We start from the raw sequence: 20,933 nt of genomic DNA, 5'->3' as shown, positions 1-20,933 counted from the left end.
CCCGCCCTCGGTGCGAAGTTCCCCTCCCTCAAGTCCTCCGCCAGCAGCCGCTTCGCGATCGCGTCCGCCGCCACCCTCAGTTCCGCGCTGCGCGGGCGCCCCCGGTCCCGCTCCAGCTGGTCCCCGAGCCAGTCGGCCCACGCCGCCGAAATGACCCGCGCCTCCCGCTCCCCCGCCGAAGTCACCGCGAAGAATCCGTTCTGCCGGGTCATGTACCCCTCCTCCACCATCCGGTCGAAGACCGGCAGCAGCACCTCCGGCGGCACCGACCGCCGCGCCGAGATCAGGCCCAGGCTGGCGTGCCCGACCGTGCGGGTCATCAGGTCCACCTGCATCACCGCCCACGCGCCCGCAATGTCCAGCCGTGTGTCCGAGGCGTTCACGATGGCCCGCGCCGTCTCCGGCCCCATGTTCCGCACGAGCTTGCCCACCGCCAGCTCCAGCAGCTTCGCCGAGTCCCCGGAGGCCGTAGCCGGCGAGGCGAACCCGTCGCCCATGTCGGTGGATCCGGCCCGCGCAGTGTCCCGCAGCCTGACCTGCTTGAGGAAGAGCGCCACGACGAACCCGATCACCGCCACCGGCACGGTCCACAGGAACACCGTGTGCAGGGCCTCCACGTACGCCGCGATCACCGGAGCCGCCGCCTCCGGGTCGAGCCCGTGCACCCCCTGCGGGCTCTGCGCGGCCGCCGCCAGCTCGGCCGGATCGGCCCCGGTGACCCGGACCGCCTCCGCCACCCCGGACTTCAGCTCGGGGCCCAGGCTGTTCGCGTAGATCGTGCCGAAGACCGCGGTCCCGAAGGAGCTGCCGAGCGTACGGAAGAAGGTGACGCCCGACGTGGCCGTGCCCAGGTCGGCGTAGTCGACGGTGTTCTGCACGGCGATGGTCAGCACCTGCATGCACAGGCCGATGCCGGCACCCAGCACGAACATGTACAGCGATTCCAGCCAGGCGCTGGTCTCCGGGCCCATCCGGGACAGCAGGTAGAGCCCGGCCCCCATCACCGCGCAGCCCACGATCGGGAAGATCCGGTACTGCCCCGTCTTGCTGGTGACGTTGCCGCTGAAGACGGACGCGATCAGCAGGCCGATGACCAGCGGCAGGGTCCGTACGCCCGAGACCGTGGCCGAGTCCCCGTCCACGTACTGCAGGTACGTCGGCAGGAAGGTCATCGCGCCGAGCATCGCGAAACCGACCACGAAGCTGAGCACCGAACAGACCGTGAACACCGGATTCCGGAAGAGCCTCATCGGGAGCATCGGTTCCACGGCCCGCGTCTCGACCAGGCAGAACAGCGCGAGGGCCAGCAATCCGCCCGCGAAGAGCCCGATGATCACCCCGGAGTCCCACGCGTACTCGTTCCCGCCCCAGCTGGTGCCCAGGATCAGCGCGCTGGCCCCGACGGCGACCAGCGCGATGCCCAGGTAGTCGATGACGGGCTTCCCGGACGCCCGTACCGACGGGATCGTCCGGGCGGCGGCCACCACCACCAGGATCGCGATGGGGACGTTCACGTAGAACGCCCAGCGCCAGCTCAGGTGGTCGGTGAACAGCCCGCCGAGCAGCGGCCCGATCACGGTGGCGACGCCGAAGACTGCGCCGATCGCGCCCTGGTACTTGCCGCGTTCGCGCAGCGGCACCACATCGGCGATCAGCGCCATGGAGGTGACCATGAGGCCGCCGGCACCGATGCCCTGCACGCCGCGCCACAGGATGAGCAGGGTCATGTTGCTGGACAGGCCGCACAGGAACGAGCCGGTGATGAAGATGACGGCGGAGACCTGGAAAATCACCTTCCGGCCGAAGAGGTCGCCGAACTTGCCCACCAGGACCGTGGCGACGGTCTCGGCGAGCAGGTACGAGGTCACCACCCACGACATGTGGGCCGCGCCGCCCAGATCTGCCACGATCGTGGGCAGCGCGGTGCCCACGATCGTCTGGTCGAGTGCCGCGAGCAGCACGCCCAGCATGATCGTGCCGAAGATGACATTGCGCCGCCGCCGGTCGAGCACGGGTGGCGCCGCGAGCGGTGCGGCGGGTGCGTCAGCGGGGGCAGTGGTCACATCTCGCACTCTCACAGCGCCCCGGCCGCACCGCATGCGGCACCAGGCCATAAGGGTGACGAAAAAGCGGAATCACCGCAGGTAGGCCAGCCCCGGATGCTCCGCCGCGTAGCCGTCCAGCAGCCGCCGGGCCACCCCCACCGAGTCCACCAGCGGATGCAGCGCGAAGGCCTTGACCGCGTCCGCCCGGGACCCGCTCGCCGCGGCCGCCAGGACCTCCCGCTCGACCGCCTTGACCGCTGTCACCAGCCCCACCGCGTGCAGCGGCAGCGGGGCGACGCCCACCGGGTGCGCGCCGTTGGCGTCGACCAGGCAGGGCACTTCGATGACCGCGTCCGCGTCGAGCACCGACAGCGTCGAGCCGTTGCGCACGTTGAGGATCAGGGTGGCCCGCTCGTCCCGGGCGATGGCCCGCATCAGCGCGAGCGCGACCTTCTCGTAGCCGCCGGACTCCAGGTCGCTCTCGTCGCGCTCGCCGACGCCCGCCACCTCGCGGTTCTCCGACATGTACGTGGCTTCGCGCTCGGCCCGGGTCCGGTCCCAGGCGGCCAGCGCCGCCCCGGCCGGCTGCCCCGCCCGGCCCGCTTCGGCGTAGAAGCCGCGCTGCTGGTCGCGCAGGAACGCCCCGCGCGTCTGCTTGGCCTCCCGGTACGCCCGTACGGTGTCACGGTTGAAGTAGTAGTAATGCAGGTACTCGTTCGGGATCGCGCCCAGCGAGCGCAGCCACTCGGCCCCGAAGAGGCGGCCCTCCTCGAAGGACTCCAGCGCCTCGGTGTCGGCCAGCAGCCGGGGCAGCTCGTCCCGCCCGCCGATGCGCAGGCCGCGCACCCAGCCCAGGTGGTTGAGGCCGACGTAGTCGATCCAGGCCTCCTGCGGGCGCGCCCCGAGCAGCCGGGCGATGCGCCGGCCCAGGCCCACCGGCGAGTCGCAGATCCCGATCACCCGCCCCCCGAGCTCCTCGGCCATCGCCTCGGTGACCAGCCCGGCCGGGTTGGTGAAGTTGATGACCCACGCCTCAGGGGCGGTACGGGCGATCCTGCGCGCGATCTCACGAGCCACGGGCACGGTCCGCAGCCCGTACGCGATCCCGCCCGCGCCCACCGTCTCCTGGCCCAGCACTCCCTCGGCCAGGGCGATCCGCTCGTCCGCGGCGCGTCCCTCCAGGCCGCCGACCCGGATGGCGGAGAAGACGAAGTCGGCCCCGCGCAGGGCCTCGTCGAGGTCCCCGGTGGCCGTGACGGCCGGCGCGTCCGCGACCCCGGCGGCCGCCGCCTGGTCGGCGAGCACCCGGGCCATGGCACTGAGCCGGCCGGAGTCCTCGTCGTAGAGCGTCACATGGGACACCCGGCCCTCGGCATGGTCGCCGAGCAGTGCTCCGTACACGAGCGGTACCCGGAATCCGCCCCCGCCGAGGATGGTCAGCCGCACGCCTCTACCGCCCTTCGCCAGTGCCACGACCGGTGCCACGATCCGTGGCATCCGATCCCGCGGCACACGATTCAGGGCTCCATTGTCCCCCGGCCGGTCAGTCCCCCAGCGAGGGCACGGCACGCAGCCGGGGCCCCGCGTGGCCCGGGAATCCGGCGCCCGGGTGGATCGGACCCGCCGGCGTGCCCTGCGGCGCCGAAAGGATCAGGGTCATGCGCGTGAGCCCCATCGCGTCCAGCATCCGGCTGGATTCCGCCACCATCCGGCAGCGCACCAGACCCGCCCGCGGGTCGGGGTGGCGCACGGTGCGCACCGCCCCGTCCTGCTCGGCGGCTTCGGCCCCGTGGGTGGTCAGCCAGTGCGGTACCCCGTACCGGTAGGCCGCCTCCATGAACGGGTCGCGGGCCACCTCCTGGCGGATGCTGCGCAGGCCCTCGTCCTCCGGGGACCCGGCCAGCGCGGTGGCGAACTGGGCCAGCAGCGGTACGCACCAGGCCGGTTCGTGGTCCTCCAGCACGGCCGCGGCGTCCGGGTGGAACAGCACGAAGCGCAGGAAGTTGTCGTCGGGCAGTGCGGTGGGGTGCGGTCTCACCGACTGGAAGAGCTTGTCGAAGGCCGAGTTGGTGAGCGCGACGTCCCAGCGGTGGTCCACCAGGAAGCTCGGATAGGGCAGGGCTTCCATCAGGGCCGCGTAGTCGCACAAGTAGTCGCGCTGGGCCGGGTCTTCGGGCAGCCGGTTCTCCTCGGCCGCGCGCCAGGTCGGCGGCGGGTCGCGGTCGACCATGACGCGGAAGAGCCAGAAGGACTGCCGCTCGCTCATCTCCAACGCCTCGGCCAGGGCGAGCAGTTTGCGGTCCGTCCACTCCTTGACCAGGCCGCGCTCCCAGTTTCCGTACGCCCGCACACTGATGCGCAGCCGTGCGGCGACGTCTTCCTGGCTCAGCCCCAGCTCCTCGCGGCGCTGGCGCAAAATCTCCTTGCGTCGCTCCGACCGCACTGCGCCACGCACGGACTCCTCGCCCGCCAGGCTTTCCTCGCCGGCTCGGGCGAGGCCATCGGACGGGCCCACCGCTGCGAGATATGGCACCGAGAGCTCCCCCTCCTCACGGTCTGGATCTTCATTTCCGTGTGGCGATCCTGCTACCGACTTCATTCGAGTGTCAACTATTGTGGCAATTCCAGCCTCTTGACAGCTCATTCCCGCCACAGCTGTGGCAAGTTCTAGCCCTCCGGAAGCAGACCGGATAGATTCCATAGGCCGACCACGTGCCCGTACTCGACCTCGCGCGATCTAGGAGAACCACTGGTGACAGACGGCTTCCCGGCTCCCGTCGCGGTGGCCAACGCGCTTCTGGCAGCCACCGTCACGCGCGTCGCCGAACTCGCGGGCAAGATGGGCCGCGACCTGAACCAGGTCTTCGACCTGCGACGGCTCTCGGATGCCTCCGGCGTCCCCACGGACGTGGTCAAGACCCTGCTGGAGGGACGCCCGGCCGGCGAACCCGATCTGCAGACCCGCTTCCTCCAGCGCCTCGACCTGCTCCGGCGGACCCGGGTCAAACCGAACGGCCGCCGCTACACGCAGCAGGAGATCGCGGACGGCGCCGGCATGTCCCGGCAGCAGGCCGGCGCCCTGATCAACGGCGACCGGCGCCCCACCATGGAGCACTGCGACGCTATCCAGCGCTTCTTCGGGGTCCACGCGGGCTTCCTCACCGCCCACGACGCCGACGCCCTCACCGACGCTCTCCAGCGCACCGAGCAGCAGCTGCTCCAGGACTTCGCGGGACGCGAGCGGCAAACCGCGGCGGCCGCGGCCGCTTCGGCGGGCGATCCGCTGGCAAGACTTCTGCAGAACCACGGCGTACGGGGCATCGCCTGGCGCGCCGCCCAACTGCCCAGCGACAAGCACCGGGACAAGGTGACGGAATGGCTGGACATGCTCCTCGAAAGCGTAAAACCGAACGAATAGAGACCCAGTCGAAAAATCTGGGTCTGATCCTTGAATCCTGATCCGGATCCGCGCCGACGGGGAGAACGGTGAGCATAGGCAGAGCGCAGCGGCGGTTGTGCGGGGAATTGGTGTCCGGCATCGAGCTGACCGCCCCCGTGGAACCTGTGGACCTCTACGCCGCCCTCTGCGAGGGCATGAGCAGGCACCGCGGCCGCCGGGTGGAATTCCGGATGGCGCCCTTCCCGCCCGGAACGGCCAGCGGGCTGTGGCTCGACATGGCGGACCGCGATCTCGTCGTCATCGAGGAACGCACCGCTCCGGACCACCAGTTGGTGATCCTCGGACACGAGTTGTGGCACATGAAGGCCGGCCATTGCAGCCACCATGTGGACGGCGCCGCCGTCGCCGCCCGGCTGCTGTCCGACGAGGCCGACCTCGGCGAGACCGTCCGCCGGGTCGCCGCCCGCACCCGCGCCGACGTCCAGGAGGAGACCGAGGCCGAGAGCTTCGGCTTACTGCTGGGCAGCCGCTGCCGCAGCTGGCTGGCCGGATCCGCCAGCCACCGGGCGCCGGCCCAGCGCGACCAGCTGGCCGGCCGGATCGAAACCTCACTCGGCTACCGGGGGCACAGGACCGAACGTTGAACGGACAGGACTACTACATCCCGGCGGCTGCGATGGCGGTTTCCCTGGCCTGCAAGCTGCCGGCGCTGCGGCACAACTGGCGTGACCCGCTGCAACGTTCCGTCTGTGTCCTGCTCGTCCTGGCCTGCGCGGTGTTCACGTTCGCCGCCCCTCCCACGATCCACGCGGTCAACCGCTGGACCGGCGTGCCGAACATCTCGGCCCCCCTGGTCTACTGCCTGATGACCGCCTTCAGCGCCTCCTGCCTGGTGCTGATCGTCAACTGGCGGGGCGGCCCGGCGGAGGAGACCCGGCGGATCTCCCGGCGCTGGATCCTCGGCTACAGCGTCGTCGTCGCCGTCCTGATCCTGCTGTTCGTGCTCGGCGAGTCCCCGGTCGAGCGGCTGCGCGACTTCGACACGTACTACGCGAACACCCCCTACATCCAGGTGCTGATCGCCCTCTACCTGCTGGCCCACAGCGTCGCCGCCCTGACCATGTCGGGCATGTGCTGGCGCTGGTCCCTGCAAGTGCGCGGCTGGCTGCGGACCGGCCTGGTGATCATCGTTTCCGGCTACGGGTTCAGCCTCGCCTACGACGCCACCAAGTTCACCGCCGTCATCGCCCGCTGGAACGGCCGCGACCTCGACGGCCTGAGCACCTACGTCGCCCCGCCGCTCGCCTCGGCGGGCGCACTGGTCAGCGCCGTCGGGTTCGTGCTCCCGCTGGTCTGCCAGCGGCTCTCGGACAGCTGGCAGACCTGGACGACGTACCGGCGGCTCGGCACGCTGTGGCACGAGGTGCGCAGCGCGGCGCCCGGCGGCACCCCCGCCGTGCGGATGTCCTGGTGGGCGCCGGCCGAGATCCGGGTGATCCAGCGGGAGTCGGACATCCACGATGGGTTCCTGCATCTCGGGCCGTACTTCGACAAAAACCACCGGGACAGCGCGTACGGGCGCGCCCTCGCGGACGGTTCGGACGAGGAGACGGCCCGCGCGGTCGCCGACGCGGCCATGGTCGCCGCAGCCGTGCGGGCGCGCTGGGCGGACCCCGAGGGTGCGGTGATCGGGGCCGGCGAGGACAGCGAGGTGCCGGGTACCGCCGCAGGGCCGCGTGATCTCGTACGGATCTCCCACGCCCTACGGCATTCCCCGGTGGTGGCGGCGGCCCGGCAGCGGGTGGCGCTGTCCGGCTGAACCGCCGGGGGTCCGGAGCCCGGAGCCCGGTCAGCGGGCGGCGATCACCGACAGCGTCGGGAACAGGTCCTGGAAGGGCGCAGCGGAATCGATTCCGCCCCGGCCGTAAGGCGCGTCGAAACTCCACACCATGAACAGCAGGAACACGATCAGCGCGCTGAACAGCCCGGCGAGCAGCAGCTCCCGCCCGGAACGGCGGATCTGCAGGGTGAAGATCAGCCCGACGGTGACCAACCCGCCGACCAGCAGCCCGAACCAGACCACACTCGGCAGCGTGGATTCGGAACTCTGCGTCCGCGAGTGCCGGGCGTCGTCGGCGGCGGCGATGTGGTCCAGCAGCGGCTGGTAGGCCTGCGCCTGAAGCTCGGTGTTCGGGCTCTGGTGGGTGACATCGCTGCGCAGCGCGCCCAGCAGCCGGCCGCCCTCGGCGGAGGCGGCCTCGCCGGAGGTCAGCCGCGGCCAGTCCACACTGACGGTGTGGGAGACGTACGCGTCCACCTCGCCCCGGATCCGGTCGCGGACGGCCGCCGGGTAGACATCGGCGCGCTGGGTCACCTCGTACAGCGACTGGGCCTCGCGGCGCACGCTGTCCTCGGCGGCGCCGCGCGCCTCCCAGACGCCCGCGATGGCCAGGCCCAGCACGATCGCGTAGACCACGCCGACCATCATCGTCATGTACTCGATGACGTCGGGGGTTTCGCTGGTGTCCTCGTCGTCCGCGACCCGGCGGTGCCGGATCGCGGTGAAGGTGAGGACGAGGGCGCAGACGAGCGCCATGGCGATGGCCAGGACCAGCCATTCGGACACGAGGGTTCTCCCGTTTGTGGATCGGTGGTGTGTGGTCGGCGGCTCAGCCGCGGCGGCTCTTGCCGCGCGGCCGCAGGGCGGCGGCCGCCAGGACGGCCGGCATGGTGACGACGACCATGAGCATCACGGTGGACATGCCGTTCGGGCCGCGCCGCTCCAAGGCCACCGAGTGGTACGGACGCACGTGGAAGCGGGATACGGGCGCGGCGGCCAGCCACGGCGGGGGCGGGGCAGGACTGGGGTCGGCCGGTGGTCCGGGCACGGGCGCGGGAGCCCGCGCGGGTGCCCGTGTCTTCGGATCGCCGGGCGGCACGGGGGCGACGGGCTCAAGGGGCTGGGGCCCGCGGCCGGGGTGGTGCACGGTCGGCCGCTCGGCCCGGGGCACGGTCACCCGTACCGAGGGGCGCGCGGAGGCCCGTACGGACGGCTGCGCGGGAGGCCGCACGGCGGCCGGTGGCGGCTGCGGCCGGAGCGTCCCGGCCGGCACGGGAGGCCGCACGGCGGCCGGTGGCGGCTGCGGCCGGAGCGTCCCGGCCGGCACGGGAGGCCGCACGGCGGCCGGTGGCGGCTGCGGCCGGGGCGTCCCGGCCGACGCGGGAGGCCGCACGGCGGCCGGTGGCGGCTGCGGCCGGGGCGTCCCGGCCGGCACGCACAGGTCGACGCGGGCGGCGTGGCCGTCGCCGTCGTCCGCGACCGCCACATGGCCCTGCAGCGGGCAGAGCGCCGCCACCAGGCCCGCCCCGGCGAGGTACTGCCAAGCGGTCACCGCACGTCCTCCCGATTCCGCAGCAGTTGTTGGGGTGCAACTTGCAGGGGTTTCGATGGAAGAAACGATCACGGCACCGCTTCGATGCGCGGCAGACAAGTCAAGATCCTTGTGCGAGGGATTACTTCAGGCCATCGGCGGCCTCAACCTGCCCGGATGGACGAGTGGGAGGTGTAGTAGTCCACGCTCACCCCGGCGAGCTGGGCCAGCTCCTCCCGGCGCAGGCCCGGTACCCGGCGGCGGGAGCCGAAGGAGCGCAGGCCCGCGTCCTCGGGCCGCATCCGCGCGCGGCGTGACCGCAGGAAGGCGCCGAGTTCCGCCTTGGGGCCGGTCCGGCCCGTCTGGTTCATGTCCAAGATCCTAAAGGGGCCGCGGCACGGATCAGCAGACGGAGAGGGCCGGGCGACGGGCGTCCGCCGAAGCCCTGTTTCGGCCAAGCGCGAGGGGCGCGAACCCGGTGGTTCGCGCCCCTCGTTACAGCTGTACGGCTACGGCTACGGCTACGGGCATCAGCCCGCGTCGGACCCGCCGAAGCGCTCCCGGTAGGACTCCAGGTCCTCCTCGGTGATCTTCGCGAAGAGCACCGGCGGCACGGTGAACGGCGTCCCCGCCGGGACCGCGTCCAGCGACTTGGCCTGCTCCGGGGTCACCCACGTCGCCGTGTCGTCGGCGAGCGTGAACGCGGAGCGCATGGCGCGCGCCGAGGCGGGGATGAACGGCTCGGAGACCACCGAGTAGAGGTGGATGAGGTTCATCGCGGTGCGCAGGGTGAGCGCCGCGCCCTCCGGGTCGGTCTTGATCTCGAGCCAGGGGGCCTTCTCCTCCAGGTAGGAGTTGCCGGCCGACCACAGGGCGCGCAGCGCGGCCGCGGCCTTGCGGTACTGGAGCGTCTCCATGTGGCCCTCGTACTCGGCGAGCAGCTCGGCGATCTGCTCGCCCAGCTTGGCCTCGGCCGCACCGGCCGCGTTGCCCGCCGGGACGTCGTCGCCGAAGCGCTTGCGGGAGAAGGAGAGCACGCGGTTGACGAAGTTGCCGAGGGTGTCGGCGAGGTCCTTGTTGACCGTGGCGGTGAAGTGCTCCCACGTGAAGGACGAGTCGTCGGACTCGGGCGCGTTGGCGATGAGGAAGTAGCGCCAGTAGTCGGCCGGGAGGGTCTCCAGCGCCTGGTCGGTGAAGACGCCGCGCTTCTGCGAGGTGGAGAACTTGCCGCCGTAGTACGTCAGCCAGTTGAAGGCCTTGACGTAGTCGACCTTCTTCCAGGGCTCGCGGGTGCCGAGCTCGGTGGCGGGGAACATCACCGTGTGGAACGGGACGTTGTCCTTGGCCATGAACTGGGTGTACCGGACGTCCTCGGCCTCGTACCACCACGCCTTGTAGTCGCGGTTCTGCGGGTCGGCGTCCGACCACTCCTTGGTGGAGGCGATGTACTCGATCGGGGCGTCGAACCAGACGTAGAAGACCTTGCCCTCGGCGGCCAGCTCGGGCCAGGTGTCGGCCGGGACCGGCACGCCCCAGTCGAGGTCGCGGGTGATGGCGCGGTCGTGCAGGCCCTCGGTCAGCCACTTGCGGGCGATGGAGGACGCCAGCTGCGGCCACTCCTCCTCGTGCTGCGCGACCCAGGCCTCGACCTCGTGCTGGAGCGTGGACTGGAGGAGGAAGAGGTGCTTGGTCTCGCGGACCTCCAGCTCGGTGGAGCCGGAGATGGCCGAGCGCGGCTCGATCAGGTCCGTGGGGTCGAGGACGCGGGTGCAGTTCTCGCACTGGTCGCCGCGGGCCTTGTCGTAGCCGCAGTGCGGGCAGGTGCCCTCGACGTAGCGGTCCGGCAGGAAGCGGCCGTCGACCGGCGAGTAGACCTGCCGGATCGCGCGCTCCTCGATGAAGCCGTTCTTCAGGAGCTGGCGCGCGAAGTGCTGGGTGATCTCCGCGTTCTGCTGGGAGGAGCTGCGGCCGAAGTAGTCGAAGGACAGCTCGAAGCCGTCGTAGACCGCCTTCTGGGCGTCGTGGGCCTGCGCGCAGAATTCGGCGACCGAGAGGCCGGCCTCCTTCGCGGCGAGTTCGGCGGGGGTGCCGTGCTCGTCGGTGGCGCAGATGTACAGGACGTCGTGGCCGCGCTGGCGGAGGTACCGGGAGTACACATCCGCCGGAAGCATCGACCCGACCATGTTGCCCAGGTGCTTGATCCCGTTGATGTACGGAAGCGCGCTGGTGATCAGGTGTCGAGCCATCCTCGGATGCTCCATTTCATTCATGCGGTGACAACGTGCCGTGACGGATTGTGATTCGGTTCATCGTATCGAACCGCCGAACGGCCGCGTGCCGCATTTTTGCCGGTGGACGAATGCAGGGGTAACACAAAAGCGAGGGAAGTGACCTCTCCGTCACGGCCCTCGCAGTGGGGCCATGTTACAGCGGGAGGCGGAGCCTCCCGACCGGTGTCCAGGGTTGCGTCGCGCCGCCCGGGGCGAACGGCCGGATCGCCGCGGCGGTCACACGCCGTACGCGGGCCGCGGCAGGCCCTGGAACCGTCACAGCCGACCGGCATATGCGTATGCGCTGGTTGAGCGCGTGCGCGGTCGAAGTCGGTCACGAGTCGATCATCACCGAACGTAATACTCCCAGGTTTCTCCTCTGCGCCCACAAGGTACGCCCGCGCTGACAGGCTGGCGGCGGACGCACAGGGGATGAGGTGGAACGGTGAGCGATGGCGGACCTGAGGAGTCCGGTGGGGCCGTGGGACTGCCCAGCCGGCGACGGCGGCCGACGCCGATGAGCCAATGGGAACCGGCGGCACGGCTGTCGTACTGGGCGTTCCACTCCAACCGGCGGCCGGCGTACATGCGCTTCGCGTATCTCCAGCTGGGCTCCGACTCGGCGGCCGAGGACGCGGTCGACGCCACCTTCGACTCACTTATGAACGAGTGGCTACGGATGCTGCACATGGACCGCCTCGATGCTTACGCCTGGACCGTCCTCAAACAGCGGCTCGCGGACCGCCAGCACCGCCGCAGCCCCTGGCCGCGGCCGCGGCCGATGGACATGAGCGCGTTCGAGGCCGCCTTGAAGGAGGCCCACGCCGATCAGTACGAGGTGCTGACCGACACCATCCGCTTCTACTCGGCGGTCTCGCGGCTCGCCGAGCGGCAGCGGGACGCGGTGCTGCTGCGCTACGGACTGCAGTGCAGCGCGGGCGAGGCCGCCTCCGTGATGGGCGTCGACGAGGCCACGGTCCGCACGCACCTCGGCCAGGCGCACCGGCGGCTCGCCCGCCTGCTCGACACGTCCGCAGAGTCATGAGGCGGCGCGAACGGCCCGAGCGGCCCGACAGCGGCGGAACCCCCCGTTCCCTGGCCGAGTTCCTGGAGCGGGCCGCCGTCCGCGACCGCTATACGCACTACGACGTCGGCGCAGCCGAGGCCCGGCTGCTGCGCGCCCCACGCGCCATGGGCGCCCCGGCCGGCCGGACCCGCCGGCGGCCCTTCGGGTGGAGCGACCCCGCGCGGGACTGTCCGCTCGACGCCGAGCGGGCCCGGCGCGACCTCAAGGCCGCCTGTCTGGCCGTGATGTGCGCGCCCGCGGCGGAGGCGGAGCTCGACTCCTTCGTGACCGGCGGGCACTCCGACACGGCCGGCGCCGTCGTCTTCGGCTGCCTCCTGCACCTCTCCGGGCTGCGCGAGGGCTCCCGCTTCTGGTGGCAGTTCGCCGCCGGTTCCGGAGGCCCGCGGACCGCGCCGGCGGCGTACTGCCTCTTCCTCGACCACTCCCGGCGCGGTGAGCACCACGACGCCCGGTTCTGGGCCCGCGAGCTGGGCCGCCGCGGATTCCGGCCGAGCGGGCACCGTGATCTCCGCGAGGTACGGCTGTGCGCGCAGGCGGCCGTCCTGCGGTACGTCGACCAGTGCGACGATCCCGATCTGGGCCCGGTGCCGCTGCCCCGGCCGGGGCTCTCGGGGGTGCTGGGCGCGTTCCGTCATCCGCCCGCCGTCCGGATGACGGCTCCCCGGCCGGCGCCGGATCCGCTGCGCCGCGCCCGGCTGATGTCCGCAGCCCGCCGGAGCGCTGCGCCGGGCAACCGGAGCGAGGCGCTGGGCGGCCGGAGCAAGGCGCCGGGCAACCGGAGCGAGGCGCTGGCGGAGGCGCGCCGCGCGCTGGCCGTCGTACGGGTTCTGGAACGGCATCCGCTGGGGGTGCGGGCCGGCCAGCTGGGGCGGGAGGCGGGCTTCAGCGAAGCGGAACTCGGCCCGCTGCTCACGATGCTGTGCGAGGAGGAGTACGCGTACCGCCCCGGGGCGGGTGTCTACGGCCGCGGACCGGCCCTGGACCGGCTCGCCGCCCCCGGCGGCGGGGGTCTCGCGGGCCAGCTCCAGCGCACGCTGGCCCTGGCGCGGGACAGCGCGGGCGCGGCCGTCTACCTCAGCCGGTACGTCGAGGGCGAGGTCCGGATCACGCAGATGGCCGACGGGCCCGGAACCCCGCCGGTGCGGGAGTGGGTGGACTTCCGGGCGGCCGCGCATGCCAGCGCCGTCGGGAAGTGCCTGCTGACCCAGCTCGACCACGACGGCCGCCTCGACCACGTGGCACGGCACCGGCCGGCCCGGCTCACGCCGCGGACGATCACCGACAGCCGGGTCCTGTTCAGCACCCTGGACGCGGTGGCCCCGGGCGCCCCCGTTTTCGACCTGCGCGAGTACTCCCCCCGCGTCGTCTGTTCGGCGGTCCCGATCACCATCGGCGACGCGGCCGGGAGCCTCGCGCTGTCCCTGCCCGCGACCCACGCCCACCGCCTGCGCGCCGCCACGGAGGCGCTGCGCCGCAAGGCCGTACCGGTGCTGCTGGCGCTGCTCCTCACGGGCGCCATTCCTCCGGACGCGGACGCCGCGGACGCGGCCGACGCAGCGGACGCCGCGGCTGCGGACACCCCGGTCCCGCAGCGGACTGGCGTCACCCCGGAAACCCTGCGCCACCTGCGGAACGTGTTCCGCACTCCGCTCACCCGGGCCACCGCTTCAACGGACGGCCCCCACCTGGTCAGCGATTCGGCGTCGGCGGCCGCCTACCTCTTCGACGCCCTCCCGGAGGACACCGACGAGCCCTGCCTCTCCCTGCCCCGCACCTTCGCCCCGCTGACACCGGGCAGCCTCACGACCCCAAACGGCCTGGTGGTGCTGAGCACCTGACAGGGCTCAGGGGGGTGGGTGTCCCTAGTCTGCCGGAACGAAGGAATCCAGGGCGGTGTCGAAATGACTCCGCGCCTCGCCGACCCGGCCTACAGGAGCGGACACCCATACGTCGTACATGCGCCCGTTCTCGTCCCAGCACACGTCGAAGGTGTGCCGGGCGCCTTCGGCGCGGCTGAAGCCGTCCCAGGTGAACTCCCAGAGGGCGGCGGGCAGTCCGTTGTGCGTCGTCGCGACGACCTCGCTGTCGCGGTAGCCGGGGTTGGTGTCCGGGCCGTTCGCGTCGGAGGCCCGCATCACGGCGAGCGGCCCTCCGGAGGCGGTCGACTTCACCTTGATGCCGATACGGAAGGCCTCGTCCGGGGAGGAGTAGAAGACCCGCTGGCCGTCGGTGGTGCGCACGAAGCCCTTGGGCACGACGAGGCTGAAGCCCTCCCGATCGGTCACGAGCCGGTATCCGGCGGGCGCGGGCTTGTCGGACACGGCACGCTCGGCCGGGGGTGCGGACGGCCTGGGGGCGATCGCGCCCCCGGACGGGCCGGGGGCCGGCGCGCTCCCGGAGGAACCGGCGGCCGTGGCGTTCCCGGACGGGCTGCCGGACGGACTGCCGGACGTGGCGGGGGCTCCGGCCGTCGGCTTGCGCTCCCCCTCTCCCGCCCGGTCGCCGAGCAGCGAGGTCACGGTCACGGCCCCGGCGACCGCCACCACGAGGAGGGCGGCGGTCAGCCCCCACCGGACGGCCCGCCGGGGCTGCCCGGCCGCCACGGCGGTGGTGCGGCCGGCCGGCTGCACGACGTGCTCGGTCGGCGAATAGCCGGCCGGCGCAGGACCGCCGGCCGCGGGGTCGACGGTCGCGTCGGCGGGCGGCTTCGGCGTGAGGGCGGCCCGTGTAAGAAGGAGGGGAACACTTCCGGTGGTCACGTACGCCGACAGCAGCCGCTCGGCCTCGGCCGCTCCGAGCCGCCGCTGGGGATCGCGTTCCAGCAGCCCCCGGATCACCGGCATCAGCGGTCCTGCCTGAGCCGGTGGCCGGATCTCGTCGTACACGACGGCGTGCAGGACCCCGCCGAGCGAATCCCGGCGGAAGGGCGACTCACCGGTCAGTGCGGCGCACAGCAGCGTTCCGAGGGACCACAGATCGGATTCGGGACCTGCGGCGGCGCCCTGCATGCGCTCGGGCGAGGTGTACTCGGGCGAACCGACGAAGGCGCCGGTCTCGCTGATGGTGGTGGCCCCGGCGAGGAGGGCGATGCCGAAGTCGGTGAGCACGACCCGGCCGGTTCCCGCCTCCATGAGGACGTTGGCCGGCTTGACGTCCCGATGGAGCACTCCGCGGGCGTGTGCCGCGCTCAGCGCACCGAGCAGCGCGAGCCCGGTCCGTGCCGTCTCGCCGGGGCTCAGGGGCCCTTCGGAGGCGAGCCGGTCGGCGAGCGAGCCGCCGTCGACGAGCTCCATGACGATGTACGGGCGCCCTTCGTGCTCCACGACGTCATGGACCACGACCACGTGCGGATGCCTGACGTGCGCGACGGTGCGCGCCTCCCGCAGGGCGCCGGTCGTTTCGGTTCCGTCGTCGACGTGGAGCTCCTTCACGGCGACGGCGCGCCCGAGGAGCTCATCGGAGGCCCGCCAGACGGTCCCCATGCCGCCCCTGCCCAGCCTCTTCTCCAGGCGGTAACGCCCGGCGATCACGAAGCTGTTGCGCGGCTCGTCCTGCGACACGTTGCTCCCCTCAGCCCATTGATGGCCATGATGCCGCACAAACAGACCTGGCCTGCGAGAAAGCCCGTTTCCTTGCCCGGCGGCCCGGGCTGCCCAGCGGCCCGGCGGCCCGGCGGCCCGGCGGCCCCCTGGTAGAGAAATCCCATGCAGCACGACGAACTGATCCGGTTCCTACGCGGGCACAACCGCCTAAGCCCCGGAAACGCAAAAGAACCCCACCGAAGTGGGGTTCCTGCTGGTGTCCGAGGGGGGACTTGAACCCCCACGCCCGATAAAGGGCACTAGCACCTCAAGCTAGCGCGTCTGCCATTCCGCCACCCGGACCAGGTGGTCGGCCCCGGTTTCCCGCGGCGACATGGACAACAATAGCAGGGGATCGACGTGGTTCCGACCAGGTATTCGGCTCGGGCCGCCCGACGCGCCGCGCTGACCTGCACGCATGCGCCTAACCCGTGGCGAGACGCCTCGTCTCGTCATGGGTTACGCGCGCGGGTGCGGGCCAGTTGGAGGGGCGGCGGCGGTCCAGCGGCGCCGCGCCCTTGATTCAGGGCGAGTTGAGCACCCAGGCGCCTCCGGCCGGCCGCGGGTACGGGGACACGGCCCGGCCTACGGGCAGCGGATGACCTGGCCGGCGTAGGAGAGGTTGCCGCCGAAGCCGAAGAGCAGGACGGGGGCGCCGGAGGGGATCTCGCCGCGCTGGACCAGCTTGGACAGGGCCATCGGGATGCTGCCGGCCGAGGTGTTGCCCGAGTCGACGACATCGCGGGCGACGACCGCGTTGACGGCGCCGATCTTGGCGGCGAGCGGCTCGATGATCCGCAGGTTCGCCTGGTGGAGGACGACGCCGGCCAGTTCCTCGGGGGTGATCCCGGCCTTCTCGCAGACCTTGCGGGCGAGCGGCGGGAGCTGGCTGGTGGTCCAGCGGTAGACGGACTGGCCCTCCTGCGCGAAGACCGGCGGCGAGCCCTCGATCCGGACCGCGTTGCCCATCTCCGGCACCGATCCCCACAGCACCGGGCCGATGCCGGGCTCCTCGCAGGCCTCGACGACGGCCGCTCCCGCGCCGTCGCCGGTGAGCACGCAGGTGGTGCGGTCGGTCCAGTCGGTGATCTCGGTCATCTTGTCGGCGCCGATGACCAGCGCGCGGGTGGCGGAGCCGGCCCGGATCGCGTGATCGGCGGTGGCCAGGGCGTGGGTGAAGCCCGAGCAGACCACGTTGATGTCCATCACGGCGGGGCCGCCGCCCATGCCCAGCTTGGCGGCGACGCGGGCGGCCATGTTGGGCGAGCGGTCGATCGCGGTGGAGGTGGCCACCAGCACGAGATCGATGTCGTCGGGGGTCAGGCCGGCACTGGCCAGGGCCTTGCCCGCGGCCTGGAAGGCCAGCTCGTCGACCGGTTCGTCCGGGCCCGCGATGTGCCGGGTCTTGATGCCGACGCGGGAGCGGATCCACTCGTCGGTGGTCTCGACCATGGCCGCGAGGTCCTCGTTGGTGAGCACTTTCGCGGGCTGGTAGTGCCCTAGCGCCACCACGCGTGAACCGGTCATGGGCGGGGTCCCCCCTCGTACGGCAGTCAGGATTACCCAGCTTTGCCTGCTACCGACGGGTACGTGTGCGCGTGACCCGACAGGATTAGGACCCCGGAATTTGGAGAATTCCGAGCAACGCCCTGCCGGGGACGTCACCGGGCGCGGATCCGGGAGAATGTCCTCGTCAGGTGCACGACGAGGTGCACTACGAGGACAGAACGGGTGGGCTGATCACCATGGGACGGGTCACCGAACGCCGACGCGTCGTCCGGATCCGCGGCGGCGTGGCCGGGGTCCGCCCGGACACGCTGGTCTCGGAGGAGCCGCTGGAGATCCGGCTCAACGGCAAGCCGCTGGCCATCACGATGCGCACCCCGGGTGACGATTTCGCGCTGGCGGTGGGTTTCCTGGTGAGCGAGGGGGTCCTCGGCTCCGCATCCGACGTGCGCGCCGTCACCTACTGCGAGGGGGCGACGGAGGACGGCTCGAACACGTACAACGTGGTCAACGTGCAGCTGGCGGCCGGGGTCGCGGTGCCGGACATCACGCTGGAGCGGAACGTCTACACCACCTCGTCCTGCGGGCTGTGCGGCAAGGCCAGTCTGGACGCGGTCCGCACGGCGACCCGGTTCCCGGGAATCGCGGATGATCCGGTACGGGTGACCGCGGAGCTCCTCGGGGAGTTGCCGGACCGGTTGCGCGCGGCGCAGAAGGTGTTCGACCGCACGGGCGGGCTGCACGCCGCCGGGCTGTTCTCGGCGGAGGGCGAGCTGCTCGACGTACGGGAGGACGTGGGCCGGCACAACGCCGTGGACAAGATCATCGGCCGGGCGTTGCAGGCCGGCCGGCTCCCGCTGACGGGTGCGGTGCTGCTCGTCTCGGGCCGGGCGTCCTTCGAGCTCGCGCAGAAGGCGGTGATGGCGGGAATACCGATCCTGGCGGCCGTCTCGGCGCCGTCCTCGCTGGCGGTGGACCTGGCGCTGGAGTCCGGGCTGACCCTGGTCGGGTTCCTGCGCGGGCCGAACATGAACATCTACGCGGGCGAGGAACGCGTCGCGGTGTGACCGCGACCGCTTGATCCCCGGCTTTCCGTCGGTCGCCTCAGCGCCCGCGGCGGCCGCGCCGGGAGGGGGCCGGAGCGGAGGCCGGGGGGTCGATGCGGTGAAGGTCGAGGGTCGCCGGAACCGGGGTGGCGCCGGGACCACCGGATTCCGCCCAGGCGATGATCTCGTCGGTCGCGGTGTCGTCCAGGGCCCAGCCGAACCAGGCGGCGCGGGCGCCCCGCCGGCGGGCCTCGGTGGTGGGCTGGACCACGATGACGTTGGCCTGCGCGCACGGGCCGAGGCAGTCGCTCGTACGGACGGCCAGGCGGCCCCCGGAGGCAGCCGCGGCCTCGCGCAGCCGGGCCAGTTGGCCGGCGTGGTCGGAGCCGGGGTTCTTGCGGGGGTCTCCGCAGCAGCAGCCTCGGCAGACCACCAGGGTGCAGGGGCGTTCGGCGTGGGCGGCGAGCGGGCGTATCCAGGTCACCGCCGCACGTTACCGGGCCTGTGGGGCGGGGTGTTGGGCCGGGCGCGAGACCTCTGCCACATGCCCGACGGGGAGTTCGGGGTCCTGGGCACGGCGGCGGGCCACAACTGCGCAGACCATGAGCTGCATCTGATGGAACAGCATGAGCGGCAGCACGGCCAGCCCGGCCTGCGCCCCGAACAGCACGCTGGCCATGGGGAGTCCGGCGGCGAGACTCTTCTTCGAGCCGGCGAACTGGATGGCGATGCGGTCCTCGCGGCCGAATCCGAGGCGCTTGGCCCCGTACCAGCTGACGGACAGCATCACGGCGAGGAGTACGGCCTCCACCGCCATCAGTGCGCCGAGGCGCGCCATGCCGACCTGGTGCCATATCCCGGCGACCATGCCCGCGCTGAAGGCGGTGTAGACGACGAACAGGATCGAGCCGCGGTCGACGTAGCCGAGCGCCGTCTTGTTGCGGACCAGGAAGCCGCCGATCCAGGGGCGCAGGGCCTGGCCGAGGAGGAACGGCAGCAGCAGCTGGAGCACGATCTTGAGCAGGGAGTCGAGGGAGAAGCCGCCCTCACCTCTCTCCTCGCCGCCGAGCAGGCCGGCGGCGAGGAGGGGGGTGAGGAAGATGCCGGCGAGGCTGGAGAAGGAGCCCGCGCAGATCGCGGCGGGCACGTTGCCGCGGGCCATCGAGGTGAAGGCGATGGAGGACTGGATGGTGGAGGGGACCAGGCAGAGGAAGAGCAGGCCGCTGTAGAGCGAGGGCGTGAGGAATGTGGGGACGAGCCCGCGGGCGGCCAGGCCGAGCAGCGGGAAGAGCAGGAAGGTGCAGGCCAGCACGGTGAGGTGGAGCCGCCAGTGGCGCAGGCCGTCGAGGGCCTCGCGGGTGGAGAGCCGGGCACCGTAGAGGAAGAAGAGCAGGGCGACGGCGGCGGTCGCGGCGCCTTCGGCGACGGTGGCGGCGGGGCCGCGGGCCGGAAGCAGGGCGGCGAGGCCGACGGTGCCGAGCAGGATCAGGACGTACGGGTCCAGCGGCAGCCAGGCGGGCAGGGACGGGCGGCGCATGTGCGGGGCTCTTTGCTGTCGGGGCGATTGCTCCTCCCATGGTCGGGGGCCTGCCAGTGATCGGGAAACCCGTACACCGCTCTCACTGTCATCGCGATCCGCAATAACATGGGGACATGTACGACCCGGTCCAGTTGCGTACGTTCCTCACGGTGGCCCAGACGCTCAGCTTCACGCAGGCCGCGGGGCGGCTCGGCGTACGCCAGTCCACGGTCAGCCAGCATGTGCGACGGCTGGAGGAGGCGACGGGGCGGCCGCTCTTCCTGCGGGACACGCACCGTGTGGAGCTGACGGAGGACGGCGAGGCGCTGCTCGGCTTCGCCCGGACGATCCTGGAGGCGCACGAGCGGGCGGCAGCCTACTTCACCGGGACGCGGCTGCGGGGGCGGCTGCGGTTCGGGGCGTCGGAGGACTTCGTACTGACCCGGCTGCCGGAGATTCTGGAGGGGTTCCGGCACGAGCACCCCGAGGTCGACCTGGAGCTGTCGGTCGAGCTTTCCGGGACCCTGCACGAGCGGCTGGACGCGGGGCGCCTGGACCTGGTGCTGGCGAAGCGGCGCGGGCCGGGGGACGAGCGGGGCCGGCTGGTGTGGCGGGACCGGATGGTGTGGATCGGGGCCGAGGGACTACGGGTGGAGCCGGACCGCCCTGTTCCGTTGATCGTGTTCCCGCCGCCGGGGATCACCCGGGCCCGCGCCCTGGAGGTCCTGGAGCGCGAGGGGCGGGCCTGGCGGATCGCCTGCACGAGCGGCAGCCTGAGCGGCCTGATCGCGGCGGCCCGCGCGGGGCTGGGCGTGATGGCGCACACCAGGAGCCTGATCCCGCCGGGGCTGGTCCGGATCGGCGGGCGCCTGCCGGAGCTGGGGCCGGTGGAGTTCGCCCTGCTCCGGGGCCCACGCGTCTCGGCTCCCGCCGAAGCCTTGGCCACGGCCATCCTCTCCGGCGCGGACCGCCTCACCCGCACAGCGTGACCCGCCCCCGCCTCTTGCGACTCCGCGCCTGTCTCCTGGCCTCCGCCCCTGCCCCTGCCCCTGCCCCTGCCCCTGCCCCTGCCCCCGGGGCTCCGCCCCAGACCCCGCGCCTCAAACGC

Annotated in this window: 16 protein-coding genes, 1 tRNA gene and 2 pseudogenes; 7 read left to right on the top strand and 12 right to left on the bottom strand. The window is 72.1% G+C overall.

Going from position 1 to position 20,933, the window contains the following annotated elements:
- The 3 genes from J7I97_RS36080 to J7I97_RS36070 form a co-directional block, all read right to left on the bottom strand.
- Positions 1 to 2,099: MDR family MFS transporter (locus J7I97_RS36080; RefSeq protein ID WP_214944134.1), on the bottom strand; the 2,099-nt coding region annotated here is incomplete at its 3' end.
- Positions 2,100 to 2,135: 36 nt separating this feature from the next.
- Complete coding sequence (locus tag J7I97_RS36075) at positions 2,136 to 3,491, bottom strand: 6-phospho-beta-glucosidase (RefSeq protein ID WP_214944131.1); 1,356 nt, start codon at positions 3,489 to 3,491, stop codon at positions 2,136 to 2,138.
- A 97-nt stretch (positions 3,492 to 3,588) separates the two neighbouring features.
- Positions 3,589 to 4,578: a helix-turn-helix domain-containing protein gene (locus J7I97_RS36070; protein WP_308363787.1), complete on the bottom strand. Its 990-nt coding sequence runs from the start codon at positions 4,576 to 4,578 to the stop codon at positions 3,589 to 3,591.
- A 219-nt stretch (positions 4,579 to 4,797) separates the two neighbouring features.
- Between J7I97_RS36070 and J7I97_RS36065 the strand changes: the two genes are divergently transcribed.
- The 3 genes from J7I97_RS36065 (at position 4,798) to J7I97_RS36055 (ending at position 7,264) form a co-directional block, all read left to right on the top strand.
- On the top strand, positions 4,798 to 5,463 hold the full coding sequence (locus J7I97_RS36065) for a helix-turn-helix transcriptional regulator (RefSeq protein WP_214944121.1): 666 nt from the start codon (positions 4,798 to 4,800) through the stop codon (positions 5,461 to 5,463).
- Between the two features lie 68 nt (positions 5,464 to 5,531).
- Positions 5,532 to 6,089, top strand: coding sequence for a toxin-antitoxin system, toxin component (locus J7I97_RS36060; RefSeq protein WP_214944119.1), 558 nt, complete (start codon positions 5,532 to 5,534; stop codon positions 6,087 to 6,089).
- Positions 6,086 to 7,264 carry an MAB_1171c family putative transporter gene (locus J7I97_RS36055; protein WP_214944117.1) on the top strand — a complete coding sequence of 393 codons (1,179 nt, stop codon included), beginning with the start codon at positions 6,086 to 6,088 and terminating at the stop codon, positions 7,262 to 7,264. Before J7I97_RS36060 ends, J7I97_RS36055 begins: the two co-directional genes overlap by 4 nt.
- 30 nt (positions 7,265 to 7,294) lie before the next feature.
- Here J7I97_RS36055 and J7I97_RS36050 read toward each other — a convergent pair whose 3' ends face one another.
- The 4 genes and pseudogenes from J7I97_RS36050 to metG form a co-directional block, all read right to left on the bottom strand.
- Positions 7,295 to 8,071: a DUF4239 domain-containing protein gene (locus tag J7I97_RS36050; RefSeq protein WP_214944115.1), complete on the bottom strand. Its 777-nt coding sequence runs from the start codon at positions 8,069 to 8,071 to the stop codon at positions 7,295 to 7,297.
- Positions 8,072 to 8,114: 43 nt separating this feature from the next.
- Positions 8,115 to 8,837 carry a hypothetical protein gene (locus tag J7I97_RS36045; RefSeq protein ID WP_214944113.1) on the bottom strand — a complete coding sequence of 241 codons (723 nt, stop codon included), beginning with the start codon at positions 8,835 to 8,837 and terminating at the stop codon, positions 8,115 to 8,117.
- Between the two features lie 170 nt (positions 8,838 to 9,007).
- Positions 9,008 to 9,187: pseudogene (locus J7I97_RS36040) on the bottom strand (transcriptional regulator); the annotation flags it as partial.
- Positions 9,188 to 9,346: 159 nt separating this feature from the next.
- On the bottom strand, positions 9,347 to 11,062 hold the full coding sequence (gene metG / locus J7I97_RS36035; RefSeq protein WP_214944112.1) for a methionine--tRNA ligase: 1,716 nt from the start codon (positions 11,060 to 11,062) through the stop codon (positions 9,347 to 9,349).
- A 541-nt stretch (positions 11,063 to 11,603) separates the two neighbouring features.
- Here metG and J7I97_RS36030 point away from each other — a divergent pair.
- Entirely contained in the window at positions 11,604 to 12,131 is a 528-nt protein-coding gene (locus J7I97_RS36030) for an RNA polymerase sigma factor (RefSeq protein WP_251049802.1), read from the top strand.
- Between the two features lie 740 nt (positions 12,132 to 12,871).
- Positions 12,872 to 13,681: pseudogene (locus J7I97_RS36025) on the top strand (IclR family transcriptional regulator C-terminal domain-containing protein); the annotation flags it as partial.
- A 354-nt stretch (positions 13,682 to 14,035) separates the two neighbouring features.
- Here J7I97_RS36025 and J7I97_RS36020 read toward each other — a convergent pair.
- The 3 genes from J7I97_RS36020 to J7I97_RS36010 form a co-directional block, all read right to left on the bottom strand.
- Positions 14,036 to 15,655: a serine/threonine-protein kinase gene (locus J7I97_RS36020; RefSeq protein WP_251049808.1), complete on the bottom strand. Its 1,620-nt coding sequence runs from the start codon at positions 15,653 to 15,655 to the stop codon at positions 14,036 to 14,038.
- Between the two features lie 314 nt (positions 15,656 to 15,969).
- Positions 15,970 to 16,057, bottom strand: a tRNA-Leu gene (locus J7I97_RS36015).
- Between the two features lie 282 nt (positions 16,058 to 16,339).
- On the bottom strand, positions 16,340 to 17,281 hold the full coding sequence (locus J7I97_RS36010; RefSeq protein WP_214944108.1) for a beta-ketoacyl-ACP synthase III: 942 nt from the start codon (positions 17,279 to 17,281) through the stop codon (positions 16,340 to 16,342).
- Positions 17,282 to 17,499: 218 nt separating this feature from the next.
- Here J7I97_RS36010 and fdhD point away from each other — a divergent pair, with 218 nt between their 5' ends.
- Positions 17,500 to 18,327 (top strand): formate dehydrogenase accessory sulfurtransferase FdhD, encoded by an 828-nt coding sequence (fdhD, locus tag J7I97_RS36005; RefSeq protein WP_214944123.1) that lies wholly within the window; start codon positions 17,500 to 17,502, stop codon positions 18,325 to 18,327.
- Positions 18,328 to 18,364: 37 nt separating this feature from the next.
- Here fdhD and J7I97_RS36000 read toward each other — a convergent pair whose 3' ends face one another.
- Positions 18,365 to 18,790 (bottom strand): (2Fe-2S) ferredoxin domain-containing protein, encoded by a 426-nt coding sequence (locus tag J7I97_RS36000; protein ID WP_214944106.1) that lies wholly within the window; start codon positions 18,788 to 18,790, stop codon positions 18,365 to 18,367.
- Between the two features lie 9 nt (positions 18,791 to 18,799).
- The gene (locus J7I97_RS35995) at positions 18,800 to 19,843 is read right to left on the bottom strand and encodes a bile acid:sodium symporter family protein (RefSeq protein WP_214944104.1); all 1,044 of its coding nucleotides are present in this window, start codon (positions 19,841 to 19,843) and stop codon (positions 18,800 to 18,802) included.
- A 116-nt stretch (positions 19,844 to 19,959) separates the two neighbouring features.
- Here J7I97_RS35995 and J7I97_RS35990 point away from each other — a divergent pair, with 116 nt between their 5' ends.
- Entirely contained in the window at positions 19,960 to 20,814 is an 855-nt protein-coding gene (locus J7I97_RS35990) for a LysR family transcriptional regulator (RefSeq protein ID WP_214944101.1), read from the top strand.
- Positions 20,815 to 20,933 lie beyond the last annotated feature (119 nt).

Origin of the sequence: Streptomyces sp. ISL-87 (assembly GCF_018614095.1) — a bacterium.
Taxonomy (GTDB): Bacteria; Actinomycetota; Actinomycetes; order Streptomycetales; family Streptomycetaceae; genus Streptomyces.
The sequence above is the reverse complement of the archived record's forward strand: the minus strand, read 5'-3'. Positions and strand labels throughout refer to the sequence as shown.

Excerpts from the sequence above, each read along its gene's own strand:
- metG (WP_214944112.1), bottom strand. The coding sequence starts at position 11,062 with ATGGCTCGACACCTGATCACCAGCGCGCTTCCGTACATCAACGGGATC.
- J7I97_RS36030 (WP_251049802.1), top strand. The coding sequence starts at position 11,604 with ATGAGCCAATGGGAACCGGCGGCACGGCTGTCGTACTGGGCGTTCCAC.
- J7I97_RS36020 (WP_251049808.1), bottom strand. The coding sequence starts at position 15,655 with ATGGGGACCGTCTGGCGGGCCTCCGATGAGCTCCTCGGGCGCGCCGTC.
- J7I97_RS36010 (WP_214944108.1), bottom strand. The coding sequence starts at position 17,281 with ATGACCGGTTCACGCGTGGTGGCGCTAGGGCACTACCAGCCCGCGAAA.
- fdhD (WP_214944123.1), top strand. The coding sequence starts at position 17,500 with ATGGGACGGGTCACCGAACGCCGACGCGTCGTCCGGATCCGCGGCGGC.
- J7I97_RS35995 (WP_214944104.1), bottom strand. The coding sequence starts at position 19,843 with ATGCGCCGCCCGTCCCTGCCCGCCTGGCTGCCGCTGGACCCGTACGTC.
- J7I97_RS35990 (WP_214944101.1), top strand. The coding sequence starts at position 19,960 with ATGTACGACCCGGTCCAGTTGCGTACGTTCCTCACGGTGGCCCAGACG.